Raw genomic sequence first — 17,722 nt, forward strand, 5'->3', positions numbered from 1 at the left:
TTTTCTCCTGGGGCGGGTATTACTGCACACGACCGCCTCGCAAGGGGTTGGGGTCGAGTGTCGGCACCTCTGGTACCGTCAGTGAACTCTGCCGTTTCGCAGCCGCTCGCTCGAGCAGCGTGGCAACGGTATCCGAGACCACTTCTCGGCGCACCCGGGTTTCGAACAGCAGGTTTTCAATCTCTTTATCAAGCTCGGCGATGGAGTTGTCGGCATGTTCGCGAGCCACCTCGGTGGCGTAAACTTCCGGTACCTGGCGTCCCGACAACAGCAGACGGCGGGCATATAGAGCTTTCTCGACCGTGCGCGCGGTGCTGATCTCGGAGACCAGACGCCCCATGATCAGGCTCTGCTCGGAGGCCGGCATCTCGCGGATCGCCTCGATCACCTGGCGAGTGATGGCCACACCGGGAGCGGTGATCTGATCGAGATTGACCAGCGTGGGCGGGGTCGCGCCGCTGACCAGGTTCTGGATCTCAGTGGTGACAATGGCCGACTCCTGATAGAGCTTCGGTAGCAGGCCGGTACCGGGAATACTGTCCTTGCGGCAGGTGTCACAGGTAGTGACGATGTTCTCCCCCACCACATCCACCGTCCAATCGCGGGCGTCGGCCGGTGATGCCCAGATTTCCGACAGGCGCGTGGCCGATGCGGCCGGGACCGGACTGGGGTCGGTCACAGCCCGATTCATATTGATGTTGTAACCGGCCTCGACGATATCACCGGTGAACTCCAGCACTGGCTGGCCACTGCCGCCAGCCTGCCCACCGATCCAGGGCACGCCGTTATCGCCATTGGAGGATTCCACCGTGTCTTTGGCGGTGACCGCATCATTGCCGCCAATCCCCATCTGTACCTTCCAGTCGTTCCCTTTGGATACGGTGATCAAATCGGCATAGGGGTTCTTGCCCTGGGCAATCTCGGCCTCCATCTGCTCACAGGACTTGGTGGCCAGCTGCATGGTTTCCTCGGCCTTGATCAGCGCGTTCTGAAAGAGATCGTAAAGACCGGGGTTGGCCCGCTGCAGGATCAGCGCGGGCAAAGCCGCTATGGCACTCGTGGCGGCGGCGGTCATGGCGTTCATCATGTCGTCAACGCCAGCCCCGATATCATTCAGGGTGTTGGTCACTGCGGCCACTGGATCGAACTTGCCGCAGCTATAGCCCAGCCCCAGTTGAGCAGACCCACCCAAGGTGACAGAAACCACTGCTGGATTGGCGGGTACCGAAACCGGTTCCGCACCACCGATTTCGTAGTACCACAAACCATCTTCAGTCGGCGCCTGTGCGGCGCTCGCGCCATGACCTAACATCAGGAGTGACGGGAGCAGAGATATACAAAGCACAGTGCGTTTGGTCATGGTGGATAGATGATCCAGTTGATGTCGTACAGGAAGAACTGACCCTGCCGTTCACAGCACTGGTAAGGCCGCCAAAGGTTCCAGGCATAGTCGCCCTCCTCGTCGACGCGGCCACCGCCCCAACCCGCGGCGCTTGCCAGATCGTTGGTGCCAAATACGCTGCAGCTGGATTCAGCTCGGGGCAGCAGCATCTGCCATTCGCCAGTCTCTGGATCGCCTTCAACCAACGGGCCCGGTGACCAGATTCGCTGGTCCGTGCTGGAGGACGGCGAGATCTGGTGGTAAATGTGCGGTTGGCCACCTCGCGTCACGATATCCCCGGCGCGTTGGGCGTTGATCGCCGCCGCTTTGGGCTCCTCCGCCTGCGTTGTCCATCCCGTTCTCGGGTACACACCTCCCCAGGTCTGGAGCGGCCAGGTGCCAATTTCTCGCAGACCAGGAATCGAGCTGGCGGGATAGAACATCTCCGGGATCTCCATCCGCCAGGAAAGCGCATCCAGACTGGACATGAAATAGGGATAGAAGGAGATGGTTTCGGACTCGCACAGGTAGCCAGTACCCGCGACAATATCTGAGAGCGCGCTCACCGGATGTCCGATGACATCGGTCTCCCGGAAAATCAGATTACGGTGGTCCCTGTTGCCCTGCCCGCCTTCTGTTCGATTCCCGGCGCTCTCTATGGGCACGCCAATCAGGCTGCCAAGAAGTCCCGTGGCGGCCGAATGTTGTGCGGCCCCAAGCACACTGCGGATCTCTGTCCAGGGATTGCCGCCGAGATCGTTGTAGCTGCTCACCACCGCATCCGGCTGGTAATGGCCAACTTTGATCGAGGTCTCGATATTGCATTCATAGAGGGAACAGCGCAGCCAAAAGCACATCCCCACCGGCATCCAGCGCATACAACTCAGTGCTGCACTCGCGGTTTGGGACACGATTTCCGTGGTAGTGATGGATCCGGCATGTCCCATGAGAGAGGCCCACATCAGCAGGATAGGTCCGAAACGGCGGAGACTACGCATCATGGGCAACGCTCCCCGGCCCGCCACTCCTGATACAGCTGGATTGCCGCGACAAGGTCAGTCATGCCGTACACGACAAACTTGCCATCGAAGACAATGGCGGGATAGCGATCAAGGCCATACTGCATCGCCTTGACCAGCCCGGTAGCGGCATTTTCCAGTTCACCACTGAGCCCGACACCCATGCGCTGCAGGTGCCGAAGCGTCATCTGCTTTGCGATTTCGGGATCCGCGGGCAAATCGTTGGAGAGTTCCTGCTGCAGTCGGTCTATACGATCGATCACGTAAACCGACGTAGCGTCAGCGTCGCTCTGAACTGGGTGGAAGGAGTCGATGAAAACCTCGATCGAACCTGGGATCTCGCTCGCCTCAATCGACTGGTAGCACAGCACGACGAAGAAGGTTGAAAGAAGACGGAGGGGCTTTCGAGCATTCACCGGCGGTCACCCAGCCTCAGATACCGTTGACAAGGCATTCATGCTGAGGGATTGTCGGGAGGAGGGAAACGAAGAATTCTGACCGAAGACGTGGGGGTTTCTGCTCCGCCCTACTCCCGCTTGCGCGATTCTTCGATACGTCGGGCGATCTCGTAAACCGCCTCCAGCTCCGTGCAGTTCTTTTCGCGCATAATCGCCGCACGCTCGGCCTTCTCGTGTTTTTCTGTCATGGCCAGCGCCAGAGACAGGGCCGGCGGGACATTGCGGAACAGGGCTTCGACCTTGTCGGCCAACACCACGCCCTCCACATATTTCCCTGGCTCCTTGCGCGCTGAGAGCAGCAGGTTGCGCTGTTCGTCATTCAGATCCTTGAAGCGGGCTATCTGCTCCACCTCTTCTTTCGGGATCACCAGGCAGAGCCACCACTCCATCATATTGAGCATCTTGCGACTGGCGTCCGGGAAGTCTTCCAGATTCTGGGTAGCGATCCAGAACCAGGCACCGAGCTTGCGCCACATCTTGGTAATCTTGACCACGTAGCGCGCCAGCAGGGGGTTGGTGGTGATGATATGGCCTTCATCGGTGACCACCAGCGTGGGGCGATCGTCGTGTTGGTGGCGTTCCACCAGATCATTGATATTGCTCATCATCGACAGGTAGGCGACAGTAAGCTGATCCTCGTAGCCTTCGCGGGCCAGCATGCCCATTTCGAGGATGGTGACATCGGCTTCCGGCCAGGACTGCCCCGGCCGGTTAAAGAAATGCCCCGCCAGCCCCGAGCAAAACAGCGCCATGCCATCACCCATCTCCAGAGCACGGTTGCGCCGGTGTTCAGGGAGTTCACGATTGGCGGCAATGGCCCGGAAGGCATCGACGACATCCTGGGTAATCACCTGCGTTCGACTGGTCTCTTTCACCGTTTTCGCGGCGAGGAATATGGCGTTGCGGATCAATAGCCGGTCTGCTCGGGTCAAGCGGGCATCCTCGCGCTCGTCGCCGCCGGTGATCATGATGCGCGCGGCAATCTCCATTTCACCGAGAATGTCCCGGTTGCCGCCCTCGTCCTCCACATCCTCATCATCCAGTGACGCTTCGATAGCCGTATCGTTGACGTCCAGCGGGTTGAACGACTGGCGCCGCTCCAGCAGGCGCAGCGCATCGGCGAACGGAGGCAGACTGACATCGACGCTGGGATTGAGGGTAATCTGATTGACCGACAGATCGTGGCCGGCAAAGTGCTGCCCCAACAGGGAGAACGAGCCTCCCGCTTCGATAATGAAGATGCGGGGCCGGTGGCGCGCCACCATCTGTTGCAGCAAATACACCAACAGCGCTGACTTCCCCGCCCCGGTCGGCCCGAGAATCAGCATGTGGGCGTTCTTCTTGCGGTCATCCCGATGCAGCGGGTCAAACACCAGCGGCTCGGCCCCGCGGTTATAGAACACCAGGCCCGGATGGCCTGTCCCACGGGAGCGCCCGTAGAACGGTACCAGATTGGCGATATGGCGGGAGAATATCAGGCGCGACCGGCGCCGTGACTTGTCCAGTTCCACGTCAAAGGCCATAGGGAGGTTGCGGATATAGCTGTCCAGTGCGAGCAAATCCGCTTCCTGGGTGATCAGTTGCAGGCCATTGGGCAGCAGTAGCGCGTTGAGTCGATTCAGATTGGCACGCAAGGCCTTGTGATCCTCACCGCGCACATAGAACGCCAGGTTCACGGGGTAGAGTTTGTTGCCCTGCGCCATCTCCCGCTCGACCTGTTCAGCATCTTCCCGCGTGATGGACGCTTCCGCCGAATCCCCCACCGCGGCGCGCTTGATCTGGGCAATGTGGTTACGGGTCGTGTCCTGGGGTTTGATGGTGATGGTCATGGCCATGACCGTATGCTCGGGCAGCCGGTCAAATAACGAGAATACCTGATCCCCGGCCTGGCGCTCGGCGGTGAAATGCCCAATATCCGGTGTGCGCCGAAGGCTTTGCACGGTCACGACGGTATGGGGCATGTTGTCGAACACCCAGCTCGCCGTGCCCTCATCGGAGCGCGGCATCGACAGGGTCAGTTGCTCAGCAAAATCGTACCCGAATGGCAGGTTTTCATCCCCGGGATAGGGTGCAATCTGTAGCAGGCTTTGCGGATCACCCTTGGCCACGCCCGGTCGGGGATTGAACCAGGGCAGTAGCCATTCATAAAAGGCCTGGCCATCGGCCCGCCTGGCCTTGATACCGACCGAGGCCAACGACGCGATCCATTTGATGGCCACATCATTGAGGGCCTCTTCCATTTCCAGTACCGAAGGGGATTTACCGTTGTGTTTGAGACGGCGGTAAAGTACCACACGAATGCGGCGTTGCTGTCCCTGCCAGCGAGAGCCGGTCACGGTGGTGTCCTCAAACAAGCCTCCCGCCCTCGAGATCGCCTGCAGGTGGCGGGCCATCACAGACTGGTAATAGTGCGAATATGCCGATGCGCGAACCGCTGGCGACGGATACTGTTCCATCGATGTATTAAAACGATGCAGCCGAGGCTCATCCTGCACATAAATCTGTAACACCCAGGGCGCTTCATCCCGCTCGGGAATGGATTCGTTGATCGCGACCTGGATCGCATCCCGCAGTTGCAACATAAACCCCGGTGTTCTGGCTTCACAGCCGACCGGGGTTATGTCGAACAGCGCGCCCATACTGATGCCATCCTCCAGCAGGAATGCTTTGCTCTCAGGGATATATTCCATCCAGGGCAACAGATCGGTGAAAGACGGGGGTCGCTCGTACTGCCGTTTGATCGACGCGCTGGTTAATGGCGCACCGTCGCCCTGACTTGTTCTCTTCGCTGGCATCGGGCAATCCTGCCTATTTGTCTGGCTGAGTGGGGTCGGCGGTCAAAGGTGGCGCTGGGGACACCTCACCCGGCACTTCTCCCGGTAATGCGTACTCCACCGTTTCGTAAAATGGAAAGGTGGTGACATACCCCGGTACCGGCGTGCGCTCTCGGCCTGACAGGTGTGGAAAGATGTACATCACCAGCGTGGGATTGGGCAGGCGCGGAAATACGGTGTCGATTTCGTTGGCCGCTTCTCTCACAAAACCGCGGTAGTGCTCGAAACCGGATTGCGGTAATGGCTGGCCACCCATGGCGCGTCGCTGATCGGACTGCTGAACATCGACCATGTGCTGATCGTAGATGGACTTCATGGTCGGGCCGTCCTGTGGCAATACGGTTTCTTTGTTGCTGGCACAGCCGACCGTCAAGCCGCTAATCAAGACCAGAACCAGAGTTGGTCGTCGCTTGTCCGAGGAGAGTCGTTTCATGATGGAGTTTCCTGCCATTGGAATGGAAATCGATGGGCAGTTCATGGTCGACATGGATCGCCAGCTCGACGCCCGCGGGTACGAAGACCGCATCGAAACTTTGCGCCTGGCGCTCCCTCAACCACTTCGCCACTTCGTCGCTGCCCCCGCTGAGGGTTTTGCCGAGGATGTATTGACCTGTCTCACCGGAGACCACGCTGGTGGCATTGCCTGAGTCACTGATCAAGGTGGTGGTTTCGGCCTGCGCGGCGGCCTCGCCGGCGGCTTCAAGCGCCATCACGCCAATGCGTTGGGCCAGGAATGCCGGCGCGTTGGTCTTGCGCTCACCGGTGATACAGGGGATACCTTGCGCATCGGAAATCCATCCCAGTGGTCGATTGCTGCTTCCACTGGAACCACCCAGCTGATTGCCGCCGCTGGATCTATCATCACTGGAAAGGGTTTGAATGGTGCCGTCCTCGAACACGAAGGTCACCGATTCCAAGGTCCCGGTCACACAGGACAGCGTCCAGTCCCCGACGGCGGTGCCGCTCCAGATCATGCCTTCGACACCCGGAATCCGCAGTCCGTTAGCGGCCAGGTTGTCCTTGCCGGTGATCACTTTGAAGGGCATGGGGTCGCGAACCTGCCCCTGAATCGGTACCCGCCCCACCAGGGCGGTCATGCCGGTGGAACCGATCAGGGTTGCGTTCCGTGGCACGGTATAGACCGGCAATGACGGGTTGAGCGCTTCGCCACCTTTGTCCACCAACGACTGCACTGACGGGCTCGCATGATCCAACGCGGTGCGCCCTGTACGGCTGTAGCGGTTGAACAATGATTCCTGGTCATCGTCGGGTGATGATGCAAGCTCCAGGGGGCTGATCCACACCAGCGCTTCCAAATCCGGCGTTGCGGATCTCACGCCATCCAGGCCGAGTCCGACGGGAAGGTCAGTACCTGCAGGGGATGACGGATTGCCCGGCGTACCGTAGCGGTTCGCCAGTGCGTCTACCCTGGCGGTTAATGCGGCGATGGCTGACGTCGAGGCCTGGGGGTCCGTGTCCGCCCGCTTCGAAGCCAGTGATTGCTCCAACCGGGACAGCACATTGTTTTCGATCTGCTTACGGTCTTTGATCAGATCGCGATTTTCCTGTTTCAGCGCGGTGTTATCTCTTCGTAGTGCATTGAGTTCCGACGTCATGGCGCTGACATTGGCTGTTAAGGTCTTGATGGTGTCGGCGGGTGTATCGGCATCCGGTTTGGGCGCCTGCGGTACCGCATCCAACAGTTGCGGCTGTGCCGCATCGGGTGAGCAGGACTTTATGGCCACCATAGCCGTCAGAAGCAGCACCGAGCCGGCGAGAAGGGGTAATAAACGATTACTGGTGACCATCGACATGCTACCTGTCCCTCCTCACCAAAGGGCCACGTCGAAGGGCCGGTCAGAGATCAGATACACGGCCGAGGTATCTGCGTCGCTTCCCGAGGGCAGTAGACGATTATGCTGAAACGTAGCCGCCAACCAGGCACCGCGGAGTTCGCGGGGATCCAGGATGACCGCCTTGGCGGTACGGTTGGTCAGTCTGACCGCGGTGACATACCGCAATCCCGCCTTCCAGGCCGCCACGGGCACCGCTTCAACGCTACCGCCACGATGTAGGTCGACGGGGGCATCCTTGACAGGTATGGCGACCACTCCCAGCGCATTGGGTATGAGTCTTTCCGGTGCATAGAGCTGTTGCGCGGCGAAGCGGGTCAATGCGACGTAACCCCACTGCGTGAATCGGCTGGCGGTGGCGGTGTCAGCAACCACAGCGCCCACCTCCGCTTTACTCGACTCCAACACCACCTGCACTTCAGCGAGTGGCGGTCGTTCATCGACGTTCAACGCTGCCGAAATATCGAGAACAAACAAGGGGCCACCGTTCTCAGAGCGCACCATCACACGGGTCGATTCGAAGGGCTGTCCCGCCAGCAGGTAGAGCGTACCGTTGATGCTCTGGCTGCGCAGGAACGGGGTCAGCGACTGCGGCAGGCCAATACTCACCGAGTCGGGAAAATGGATCAGCCGCTCCTCACCCACGACCAACGGAATAGCGATCGGTGTTTTGCGCCAGAGCACACGCTCAGGGCCAGTCGAGACGATCTCATCGGCATGAGCTGATGTGTCTTGTGTCGCGGCAGCTTGAATAGTGGACAGAGAGAGAACCCAGAATAGAACCAGGACAATCCACTGGCTGGGCGTAGAATAGTGTGAGGCAGCCATCACGAGGGCTCCTTGTTGAGCGCAGCACCGGCTGCGTCTGACTCCGACAGCTCGCCTTTACTGAGGCGACGGGGGCCATCAGCGCCATAACCATCCAGTGCCAGACCCCAGGGATTGGTTTCAGGGTCGATTGCCTGGCGCACCACGCGGATGGGATAGCGAATGCTGGTTTGCTTGACGGTCATGCCTTTCACGGATTCCAACAAATCCAGGTCCAGCCACACCACCCAAACATCGGCTGACAACACATCGACCCGGCGTTCCTCGTAGCCGTGACCGGGTACTTCATGCACGCCCCGCACCCGGAATGCCAACTCACCGCGGCGCGCCTTGAGCTCCATATCGTCTATCAGCTCATTGCGATACCGCGGTGTGAGGTAAGGCGAGATCCGGAAAATCGCGTGGCCATAATCTGTTGCGCCGTTTTCAGACCAGCGATTGAGCTGCTGAAAGATGTAGAACGCGAACGCATAGACATTGGCTGGAGGCACCTCCTCCGCCGCCAGGACTGCTCCAGAGCGCAGATCCGGCGGCACATAGACCCGCAATTGCTTCGGAGCCTGACTCCAGCCAATCCAGAGCGCGAGAATTATCAGCCCCTGCAAACCGATGACGACCCATAGAGAGCGAAGGTGTGCGCGGACGTTATCAATCTCGAGACGATAACGGCGCATGCTGCGTCCTCCCGACGTCCCAAGCGCCCGAACGTAACACCCACGGTGCACGAGAAAGTCCCAGAGCCTGCAGCCGAATACGCAGCCATTGCTGGTAATACCCTTCGGGGCGTCCGCGCTTGATTCGCTGAAACAGCGTCGCAAAAGCAACCACTGTCGCCACCACGCCGACACCGGCAATGCCAAACCCCATAGTGATGGCGCCAAGCAACCAAGCAAGTAACAAACTGAGGGGCAACCACACGGTTATAGCCAGCCCCACAATCGTGCCCAGCTCTGAGGATGAGCAACCTTTGAAAATGGCGGGCTCGGCATTCAGCCGATCCGCCAGAACTTCATGGTCGTTGGACATCGCCTTTCCTCCGCGGCTTTGCGTATAGCGCCTCAAATGACACCGGCCGCTTCAGTAAGTAGGTAGCTGGCAAATATCAGGACAATCGCTCCGACAATGCCGAGCACGCCCACCTCAGCCCATTCCGCCTTACCCTGGCGTGCCTCGTTAAATTTGGCGAAGCCAAGATAGGCGATCCAGAGGAAGCCGAGCACTGCAATGGCCAGCCCCAGTACGAGACCACCGTCTTTGATATAGCCCTGGATCAGGCCAATCCAGTCACCCGCGGCTGGCGCTGTGCTTGGTGCCACCGGCGTCGGCAGTACCGCCCAAAGCGGTGCAGGAAATAGCGCTGTCGCCAGCAATAGAGCCCGGAAGTGCTCGCGCATATGCCTGAATCCGCATTGTGTGTTTGATTTTTCCATAACCAATGTCCTCTCTTGTAACGCTGATGAAAATGGGGATTATCCCCGCATCCCATTGCGGCACGCCGCCCGCCCAAACCGAGTGTTGTCGAGTGACTCACCGCAAATAGAAGCCCAGAACCATCAACACAATGCTTGCCCTCAGCGTGCTCCAGGTGAGATCAAAGACCGTAGCCTGACCTTCGTGCCAGGCTCGAAATGTGCCGATGGAAATCCAAATAACCCAGACAAAAGCCAGTACCAGGACGATCGATGCAATGGCAGTCAACAGTGTCGCTGGCGTAATACCGGACCCAGCTTGGAATGCGGCAACTTGTGCAGCGTTCATGAGCAGGGCCTACCGACGGTAGTCGCCGCGCAGTGGCGGGAACGAGCGTGGCTGTGCTCGAGGTGAGTCGATGTGGGCCTCGATACCTTCCTTGATCTGTTTCAGATCCTGACGCAGCCAGTCATAACGAAAGCGGATACGGGAATCCGGATTGGTATTGGCCTCGGCCTGCTTTATGGCCGCCTCAAGGGCATTCAGATCGTGGATGACCTTTGCGAGGGCATCGCGCTCGGCACCGGTATCCGCCGAAGTGATCACCGGTGCCAATAATCCAATGAGGAAAAAAGAAGGTAGCCAGAGATGGCGTTTCATCGCACTGCTGCTCCCGTGGGTTGATACGGGGCATAGTGCGAGAGTTAACCGAGGTCAGCGATGGAAAATCTATTCCCTGGGTGGAGTCGTTTTTGAATCTGGATTCTCATTGTCTGCTCACTGACCAAAAGCTAACTTTGCGGAACAAGACATAAGGGCCGTTGCCGATTCACTTGGCATATGCACATCATTGGTATCGGTGCTTCTTCTAATGCCGAGATTGCTTGATTGCCAACTGAAGCTCCTCAACTTTATCTGCGAATTCACCTCCTTCCATCGCCGCCAAGCGTGCGGTCACATCACCCCAATCGAGAAACCTGGTAACGGCCTCTTCGGATAGAGGGTAATAGACTTTGTCACTCATCAACCACCCCCTAAGATGGTTCAGGATATCGAGAAAACCCTCGTCTGATTCGCAATATTCTCGAACCCACACCACAGCTTGATCGTCTTCAGTCAGGTTTAGCCAACCATAAAGGTAGGCTGAAATATCCGGTAAATTTGGTATCAGGTCTTGTGTATCTTGCTGGCTGACACGCTCTTTCAAGATCTCGATAGCTTCATCTAGAACTTGATCCGATATTTCCCATTGATCAGGGCTCACGGCTTCGTCTCCGACTCTTCCATGGCGGAAAAGTTGGCTCCTGAAGAACTTTCCAATTAACCAATTGATGGCCGTCCCTTCGCGTGCCATATACCGGACAGTTGCAGCCTGCCTATCGGGATTAAGTTCACGCAACCTTTCAAGGCAACTTTTCGCTACTCTGTTGGCAACTCTGTCAGCGCCAGGCGAAAGATAGAGTGAACGAGGCCCACCATCTTCCTTCATCGCAACATCCATCATTCCAGATAGCGCTTGGACTATCCCGGACAGTTGATCCTCATCTAGACCTGATATGGAGTCATCGTCTAGCCTGTTTAGCACATACTCAAACCAAGTTTTTCCTGAGTTACGACGCTTCATAGCTTCTTCGGCCAAGCGTGTGGTTAATTGTTCAAAGTCACTGCGAGCCAGCTCCATTAGATTATTAAAATCTTCATCCGGCATTACTGTCTTTGGACCAGTAAGAGCAAAGTAAAATCGATAGTGTAATGGACTACCAAGCCGTTTCAGCCCGATTGACTCAGAAACTTCCGACGAATTTATCATGTTAAAAACACGTTTTTCTGGCTCCTCAGCATCGTCTACGCCGGGAATGAAGCGTTGCAAATTAAATATCGAGGCACCTGAACCCACATCACCAGAAGGCAAAAGAATCTTAAGCTCTTTACCCAATTTGGCCTTTTCATCATTTGAAATAACTGCGTCACCGGTCATCAAAACGGAGCGAACTGAGAGGTAAACCTCTAGCCACTTATATAGTTTGTAGTTTGTGATCTTGATTAGATACAGACGACAAAAATCTGGGAAGTACACATCGTCTTTAACCTGCGGAAACACAAAACGAATACTGTTCAAGGAAAGTTTAACTTCACGCGGCGTAGATAACCCCCCGCCTTCCCGGTCGACAGCCGACTTTAAATCGTCGAGTAACGGGCCTTCCAAATCATTACCTATTGCCTCTGCATAGATTGCCTTCGCTTCAGCTAAAAACTGAGTTCGAAGATCGAACGGCTCTGGAAGTGGAAGATTGAAAGTGAGTTGCACGATCTTCTGAAGAAAAAGATCTCCATCTGCAACTTTAAGGCCTGTCGTAAGCGCCTGAGCCAATACTTCTCGGTCATAACACATCAGGTACACAACTTTTGGAAAGTCAGCGACAGAGCGAACCAGTCGAACAACCTCGACTGCTTGGTCGGGCTCGAGGCGGTCAAGATCATCGAGTATGACAACAAAACCAATATCTAATTCTTGGAACTTGTGCGCTAAATCTTGCTTGATTTCAGATGGTGTTGGACCCAAAGGCAGCACTTGATCTGCCGCATTTGCGCCCGCTTCCAACACATCACCAACAATCTGGGCTCCAGGAACAAAGTATCCGGCGACGTTTGCAACCGAAGCGGCCCTGCGGGCCGTTTTTGGACCATAGACACGGAGCAACCGGCCGACATCGACCATCCTTTCTTTCATTGCATTTGCTTGTTCGCCACTAGATGCCGCAATTTCTTCTTCTTTCTTTTTCAATATAGCTGTCATGGGCTCCAGCAAGGATGAGACCAAAGACGAAGTATCACCATTCAGCCATGGCGCAATAGTAATGGTATGAACTCCTGCTTCCTGAGCGACTTCTAATTCGGAACGAAGGAAGTTCAAAAGTGACGTTTTTCCTGAGCCCCACCGCCCCTCGAGCCCAATTACCATACCATCGCCCTTCGATGCCTCCACGATTGATGGCGCGAGTCGTTTGGCTATTCCAGCAAAGCCAAATTGATCCTTTGACTCATCTTCGAGTGCGCGATCTGAATCCAGAACTGTTGTCATCTATTCTCCAATCTGAAATTTCTTGTAACACAAAACTTTTATTCGAGGACTCGCAAAAATCTTGGGAGTGAGATCCTGATGCTCAGGTACAGCGCTTATGTCAGGTTTCTGAGAAATTCTCTACTCCACGCGATTCAGGAAAAATCTTCCACTTGGGGCTGCTTACCGGGCACCTTTACCTATTCCTATCTATCGTGACTCAAGCTTCAAACTTAATCTATGTTTCCGTTGCGTCTCATGACCTCTGAAATTTGAGCAGTTTGGTGGCTATCATTTCCCGCCCCATGAGTTTCATTGTTCTTAGCTCTGAGATCTTCTATACCAAGCACTCCGGTCAAAGTATCTAACGAAGGACCTCGCTGACTGCACGGGAGATTCATCGCCTGCGCCCAGGAGATAGCTGCTTTCTGGCTGCAAAACACCCCTTGAACTTTTGGCATTCCCAATCCGTAGCAATCAACGTGATCCAACAGGATAGGCCAGTCAAAACTGGCGTTGTGGATGACAATGAGCTGCCCCTTCAGATACTCGGCAATCCGTTGCCATTGCGACTCGAAGGGTTCGAATTCGGCGGCCTGTTCGTTGGTAATCCCGTGAATCGACTGCGCTTGAGCCGATATTGGCTTCTGCGGTCGGATTTGAAATTCGACAGATGCTGCAATCTCCCGATGCCTCACGACGGTAATGCCGAGCGTCACAATATCCGGGAGGCCATTTTCGTCCGGGAGTCCGGTGGTTTCCGTGTCGAGGACAATGTAGTCGTCCGGCAGTTGGGTGAAAATCCACAGTAGTTCTTTATACATTTCGATCACCTCCTGCCACCGCCATCGAGGGATTCCACCTGGACGATGGCCCCCTGATCATAGTGGTAGCGCAGATACCGCCAGTGAATCGCATCAGACAATGCTCGAGCGCGCATCACCCCGTAGCACTCCCCTTTCGCTCTCACGCTCTGGTAGTGAATACCGAAACTTCTGGCACCACGTAACGCGTAACCGAGCTGCTGAGCTTCACCGTAATGATCCGGATCATAGATGGTATCGCCGGACAGATGACGTACATCGTGGAGGGTTGTCGGGCCCACATGCGCGCGAATCACGCGCATGTCCTGGGTGGTCTTGTCGATGCGGGACTCCCGCAGGAAGCGCGCCCGATGAAAGGCCGATTCGGCGATGGCCACCGCCTCGTCGGCGGCGCAGTAATAGATACCGAAGTCCCGGTTGAAGCGACCACCTCGCCCATCGACCGGGGGGTGGGTGAAAGCCGCCATGATCCAGGAGGCGCCATCGCCATACACACGATCTTCCGGTGGTACCAGTCGGATATCACCGACTTCATCGCGCAGCCTGGGATTGGTCAGGGACTCGACGGCGTAGAGTACGTCCCAATCCTGGGGATTGGAGACGCGCTCGAACAGGTGAATCTGGGGGTAGCGCGACAGTATGATCCGGTAGGCTGGTCCATTGACCTCACTGCCGGGCAGCGTATCGATATCGATCACCAGCCACCCCGCTGACCATCGAGGAAATCCCGCACTACCGCCAGGTCCACCACCTGGCCGGCCAGCAAGCGGTCCAGCGGCGCTGTGCCGTTGAAGAGCGGATTGTCATTGGACGTGGCCAGCCACTGGTCGGCCAGTGCCGGATCGGGGAACAGGATTTCCAGGGACTTATAGATCCCCAGAATGTAGCTGGCCCGCTCCAGCAGATCCCGCGTCAGCTTGGCCTTTTCCGGCTGGCTCTTCCAGTTGTAGAGGGTCTTTTCGTTGCTGAGCCCCAACAGGGTCATCTGCTGAGCACCGGTCAGGCGCCATTGGCTGAAGATAGTGAAAATCGCCGGCAGCAACGCGCTGGTAACACTGGAACCACGTTGCAGCAGTTGTTCAGCTTGAGCGATCATGCTTACCTCCTTTCAACCTCGTTACCTTACCCGATACTGTACTGTTACAGTATTCAAATACAGGCTAGCAGACTGTATTTTTACAGTCAACTGTATCAGAGGTACTTTTTGAAGGTGCTGGCGGTGATGGTGACCGCGAAGGCAAACGCCAGTGAGAATGGCAGGATGATCCAGGAGGGGTGCAAGCTACAGGGCAAGGCCAGGTACACAACCCAAGCCATGATCATCAGCGGTATGGCGGCTTTCTTGGCGTAGTGGTAGACAAAGGAGCTTTCCCTGCCCCCGCCCCAACGCCGCAGATCCCGCCGCACCAGCCCATCCACCAGCGCCACGACGGTGAACAACCCGAACACCGGCGTCGCCAGCGCCAGGATAGCCAGTCGCACGGCGAAGACCTGCGTGATCTGCATGGCGGCCAGAACGAACTCAGACACCGGTCGGTAGAGGCTGTGCAGCAGCGGCCGCAGACCGATTTCCTCAGCAGCCGGTACCGGCGTGATCCAACGGATCAGATCTACCACCCCCGTCCACTCAAAGGCCACCCGGTAGATCCCCTCCGAGAGCCGACTGGCGAAGGCCATCGGCTCGGCGGTGATCCAACTCTGCTGAAAGTCGGTACCCAGGAACTCTAATTCCGCCACTAGCATCTGACGGCTGTGGCCGAGGCCCTGCCCCTCCCACCAGAACACCATCCCGACCCACTCCACCAGAATGGAGAAGAGCAGGGAGAGAAACAGCCACTTGAGGCACTGGGCAAGCCCCGTCAGCAGCCGGGACAGCGTACCGGGTGCTGCCACCGCTCGCCGGGGATCACGGGGCTCGGCCATGCTCAGGTTTACTCCACGGCGCCTGAAGTAGGGATTGCGGGCTCGGAGACGGCATGCCACCAGCGATCGGTCACGCGGTACCAGTGATCGTTGGTGACATAGCTGCGGCGCATGGCTTGGGCTATTGCCTCAAAGTCACCCGGCATGACCCCATCATCGCGGTCATCCGGCAGCGGAATGCGGATTTTCCAGAGCTGGCCCCCTTCCAGCAGGGCGAACGCCTGCCCCTTGGGAAGCGTAACCATATCGGCAGCGGTCAACATCGGCACCTCGGAGACACTGATCCGGTCCTCGTTACGGGATTTGAAATCGACCCCGGAGCCGGGGTCCGAGGAGTCATCCACGCCGGACACACTCATCAGGCTGAAGACTTCTACCCGCGGCAATTGATCGGTCAACATCGCCGCTGTGTCCAGTTCTTTCACCCGCAGCATCAGCAGGGTATTGAAGTTACCCGCCACCTGTCCGGCTTTCGCCCGATTGCCCAGGCGCGCCTCGACGTCGGACCAGGTCTGGGTGTAGGCCGTCACCTGAAACCCCGCCCCGCCCGCCTTGTTCAACAGCGGCACGAACTCATCGCCAATCAGTTCGTTGAACTCATCGGCGTGCAGGGAAATCGTCGGTGTCGAGGGTCGCCTGGCGGTCGTCGTGGATACCGACCCGCTATCATCGTGCCGGACGGGATCTACACCATGCTTGTAGATCTGGCCAGCCACCGACACCAGGTCCGCAAACATGGAGTTGCCGACGGCGCTGGCCACGGTGGTATCGGTGAGCGCGTCGAGCCCCACATAGACAATGCCTTTGCGGCGCACCACGTCCATCCACTCGAAGATGGGCCGCGAGTCCCGCTCATCCTGATAGTTTGGTGAGATCAGCCCGGCGATGGTCCCGGTGGTCAGCTTTTCCATCAGGGGACCGACCGAACTGACGATCTTGTCGAAATACGTCTTGTCGTATTTGAACGCGGAAATCAGCCCATCCAAGACGGGATCGTAGATGGCCTTCTCCTGCAGCAACCGCATGCAGGCAATCGCTTCCATAGAGCGGCCGCGCAGGGCATTGGGCAGATTGCGCTCCTTGATATCCGCGGCACGCTCTTCTACCAGTGATCCCCAGTCTTCGATGCCGGCAACCTCCGCGCAGTGGCCCGCGTATTCCACAAACAGCGGCTCGATATCGTTAATGTAGCGCCGCACCTGCTGATAATCCGGCCGGCGCTTCAGGGCCACCAGCGCGCGTGCGATGATATTGACGAAACGCCAGGCAAACTCCTTGAAGGCCGCCGAATTCCCCTCATTAGGTAATTGATTGGCAATACGGGTCGCCACTTCGGTGATCCGGGAGAAATTCCCAATGGCGTTGTAACGCGCCGAAAGTTCGGGAAAGCCCAAATGGAACAGGTAAAACTCGTCCAGCCGGCCGGCGCGCTTGGCCTCCGCGTAGATGCGACGCAACAGGTCGGCATCCCCTTTGGGGTCGAAGACGATGACGACGTCGCCTCGGCGGATGTCCTGCGTGATCAGCAGTTCGGCCAGACGGGTTTTGCCCACCCGGGTCGTACCCAACACCAGGGTGTGCCCTACCCGTTCACCGAGGTCCATCCACACAGACTGCTCGTGGGGCTCCACCGCATGCAGGGCGGGCTTGCCGCCAACCGCCGGCAGCGGTGCCAGCGGATTCCAACGGCTGCGACTGCGCAAGGCCCTGGCCAGCAAAGCCAGCCCCGGGATGGATTCCCACGCCACCTCATTTTGGCGTGCCCAGAGATAGAGCCTGCCGGGCTGTACGAAACGCTGCACTTCCGGCTTCAGCGTATCGCGCAGGCGCTGTGTATGCTGCTGGGACCAGCGAAACCCCCGCCCCAGAAACAGCTTGTGACGACTGACCGGTATCTGTTCTGCGCGCAATTGGTACAGTGGTAGACACCGCATGTGGCGCTGATAACGCAGTACGCGCCAGGCCTGCCCCCCACGCAACAATCCGAAAGCGAAGAAGGTTAGCCCGGTGGCTGTGGCAATCCCCGGCGGCATCATCAAGGCGCCAGGCGCCAACCAGGCCAATGTGCCTGCGGCAAACGCCGTGCACGTCGACCACAATTCCACAGGCGGTCGCAGCAGCGCCTCCATGG

The 17,722-nt window shown here is 57.6% G+C and carries 18 protein-coding genes; all 18 read right to left on the reverse strand.

Translation table 11 applies throughout. From position 1 onward, the window contains the following. Positions 1–19: 19 nt before the first annotated feature. Complete coding sequence (locus tag DDZ17_RS08075; protein WP_241505821.1) at positions 20–1,360, reverse strand: integrating conjugative element protein; 1,341 nt, start codon at positions 1,358–1,360, stop codon at positions 20–22. Next, on the reverse strand, positions 1,357–2,382 hold the full coding sequence (locus DDZ17_RS08080) for a TIGR03756 family integrating conjugative element protein (protein ID WP_116365623.1): 1,026 nt from the start codon (positions 2,380–2,382) through the stop codon (positions 1,357–1,359). The genes DDZ17_RS08075 and DDZ17_RS08080 overlap by 4 nt, the downstream gene beginning before the upstream one ends. Then, complete coding sequence (locus DDZ17_RS08085) at positions 2,379–2,816, reverse strand: TIGR03757 family integrating conjugative element protein (RefSeq protein WP_241505822.1); 438 nt, start codon at positions 2,814–2,816, stop codon at positions 2,379–2,381. Before DDZ17_RS08085 ends, DDZ17_RS08080 begins: the two co-directional genes overlap by 4 nt. Before the next feature lie 110 nt (positions 2,817–2,926). Continuing rightward, positions 2,927–5,653, reverse strand: a complete 2,727-nt coding sequence (locus DDZ17_RS08090) for a conjugative transfer ATPase (protein ID WP_116365625.1) — start codon at positions 5,651–5,653, stop codon at positions 2,927–2,929. Between the two features lie 13 nt (positions 5,654–5,666). Further along, on the reverse strand, positions 5,667–6,125 hold the full coding sequence (locus DDZ17_RS08095) for a TIGR03751 family conjugal transfer lipoprotein (RefSeq protein WP_116365627.1): 459 nt from the start codon (positions 6,123–6,125) through the stop codon (positions 5,667–5,669). Continuing rightward, complete coding sequence (locus DDZ17_RS08100) at positions 6,070–7,506, reverse strand: TIGR03752 family integrating conjugative element protein (RefSeq protein WP_116365629.1); 1,437 nt, start codon at positions 7,504–7,506, stop codon at positions 6,070–6,072. The genes DDZ17_RS08095 and DDZ17_RS08100 overlap by 56 nt, the downstream gene beginning before the upstream one ends. Before the next feature lie 15 nt (positions 7,507–7,521). Then, a complete protein-coding gene (locus tag DDZ17_RS08105; RefSeq protein ID WP_116365631.1) occupies positions 7,522–8,373 on the reverse strand; it encodes a TIGR03749 family integrating conjugative element protein in 852 nt (283 codons plus the stop codon). Beyond that, a complete protein-coding gene (locus DDZ17_RS08110) occupies positions 8,373–9,047 on the reverse strand; it encodes a PFL_4703 family integrating conjugative element protein (RefSeq protein ID WP_116365633.1) in 675 nt (224 codons plus the stop codon). The genes DDZ17_RS08105 and DDZ17_RS08110 overlap by 1 nt, the downstream gene beginning before the upstream one ends. Further along, positions 9,022–9,399 (reverse strand): TIGR03750 family conjugal transfer protein, encoded by a 378-nt coding sequence (locus DDZ17_RS08115; protein ID WP_116365635.1) that lies wholly within the window; start codon positions 9,397–9,399, stop codon positions 9,022–9,024. Before DDZ17_RS08115 ends, DDZ17_RS08110 begins: the two co-directional genes overlap by 26 nt. Before the next feature lie 32 nt (positions 9,400–9,431). Continuing rightward, positions 9,432–9,803: a TIGR03745 family integrating conjugative element membrane protein gene (locus DDZ17_RS08120; RefSeq protein WP_116365637.1), complete on the reverse strand. Its 372-nt coding sequence runs from the start codon at positions 9,801–9,803 to the stop codon at positions 9,432–9,434. A 97-nt stretch (positions 9,804–9,900) separates the two neighbouring features. Next, complete coding sequence (locus DDZ17_RS08125; protein WP_116365639.1) at positions 9,901–10,131, reverse strand: TIGR03758 family integrating conjugative element protein; 231 nt, start codon at positions 10,129–10,131, stop codon at positions 9,901–9,903. A gap of 9 nt (positions 10,132–10,140) precedes the next feature. Continuing rightward, positions 10,141–10,443 (reverse strand): integrative conjugative element protein, RAQPRD family, encoded by a 303-nt coding sequence (locus DDZ17_RS08130; RefSeq protein WP_116365641.1) that lies wholly within the window; start codon positions 10,441–10,443, stop codon positions 10,141–10,143. A gap of 208 nt (positions 10,444–10,651) precedes the next feature. Further along, a complete protein-coding gene (locus DDZ17_RS08135; protein WP_116365643.1) occupies positions 10,652–12,865 on the reverse strand; it encodes a KAP family P-loop NTPase fold protein in 2,214 nt (737 codons plus the stop codon). Positions 12,866–13,077: 212 nt separating this feature from the next. Further along, entirely contained in the window at positions 13,078–13,668 is a 591-nt protein-coding gene (locus DDZ17_RS08140; protein ID WP_116365645.1) for a 3'-5' exonuclease, read from the reverse strand. A gap of 5 nt (positions 13,669–13,673) precedes the next feature. Further along, positions 13,674–14,366: an RES family NAD+ phosphorylase gene (locus tag DDZ17_RS08145; protein ID WP_116365647.1), complete on the reverse strand. Its 693-nt coding sequence runs from the start codon at positions 14,364–14,366 to the stop codon at positions 13,674–13,676. Further along, the gene (locus DDZ17_RS08150; protein ID WP_116365649.1) at positions 14,363–14,764 is read right to left on the reverse strand and encodes an MbcA/ParS/Xre antitoxin family protein; all 402 of its coding nucleotides are present in this window, start codon (positions 14,762–14,764) and stop codon (positions 14,363–14,365) included. The genes DDZ17_RS08145 and DDZ17_RS08150 overlap by 4 nt, the downstream gene beginning before the upstream one ends. A gap of 95 nt (positions 14,765–14,859) precedes the next feature. Continuing rightward, a complete protein-coding gene (locus DDZ17_RS08155) occupies positions 14,860–15,591 on the reverse strand; it encodes a TIGR03747 family integrating conjugative element membrane protein (RefSeq protein WP_116365651.1) in 732 nt (243 codons plus the stop codon). Between the two features lie 8 nt (positions 15,592–15,599). Continuing rightward, positions 15,600–17,720: a type IV conjugative transfer system coupling protein TraD gene (gene traD / locus DDZ17_RS08160; protein ID WP_116365653.1), complete on the reverse strand. Its 2,121-nt coding sequence runs from the start codon at positions 17,718–17,720 to the stop codon at positions 15,600–15,602. Positions 17,721–17,722 lie beyond the last annotated feature (2 nt).

Origin of the sequence: Parahaliea mediterranea, from assembly GCF_003402235.1 — a bacterium.
Classification (GTDB): Bacteria; Pseudomonadota; Gammaproteobacteria; order Pseudomonadales; family Halieaceae; genus Parahaliea; species Parahaliea mediterranea.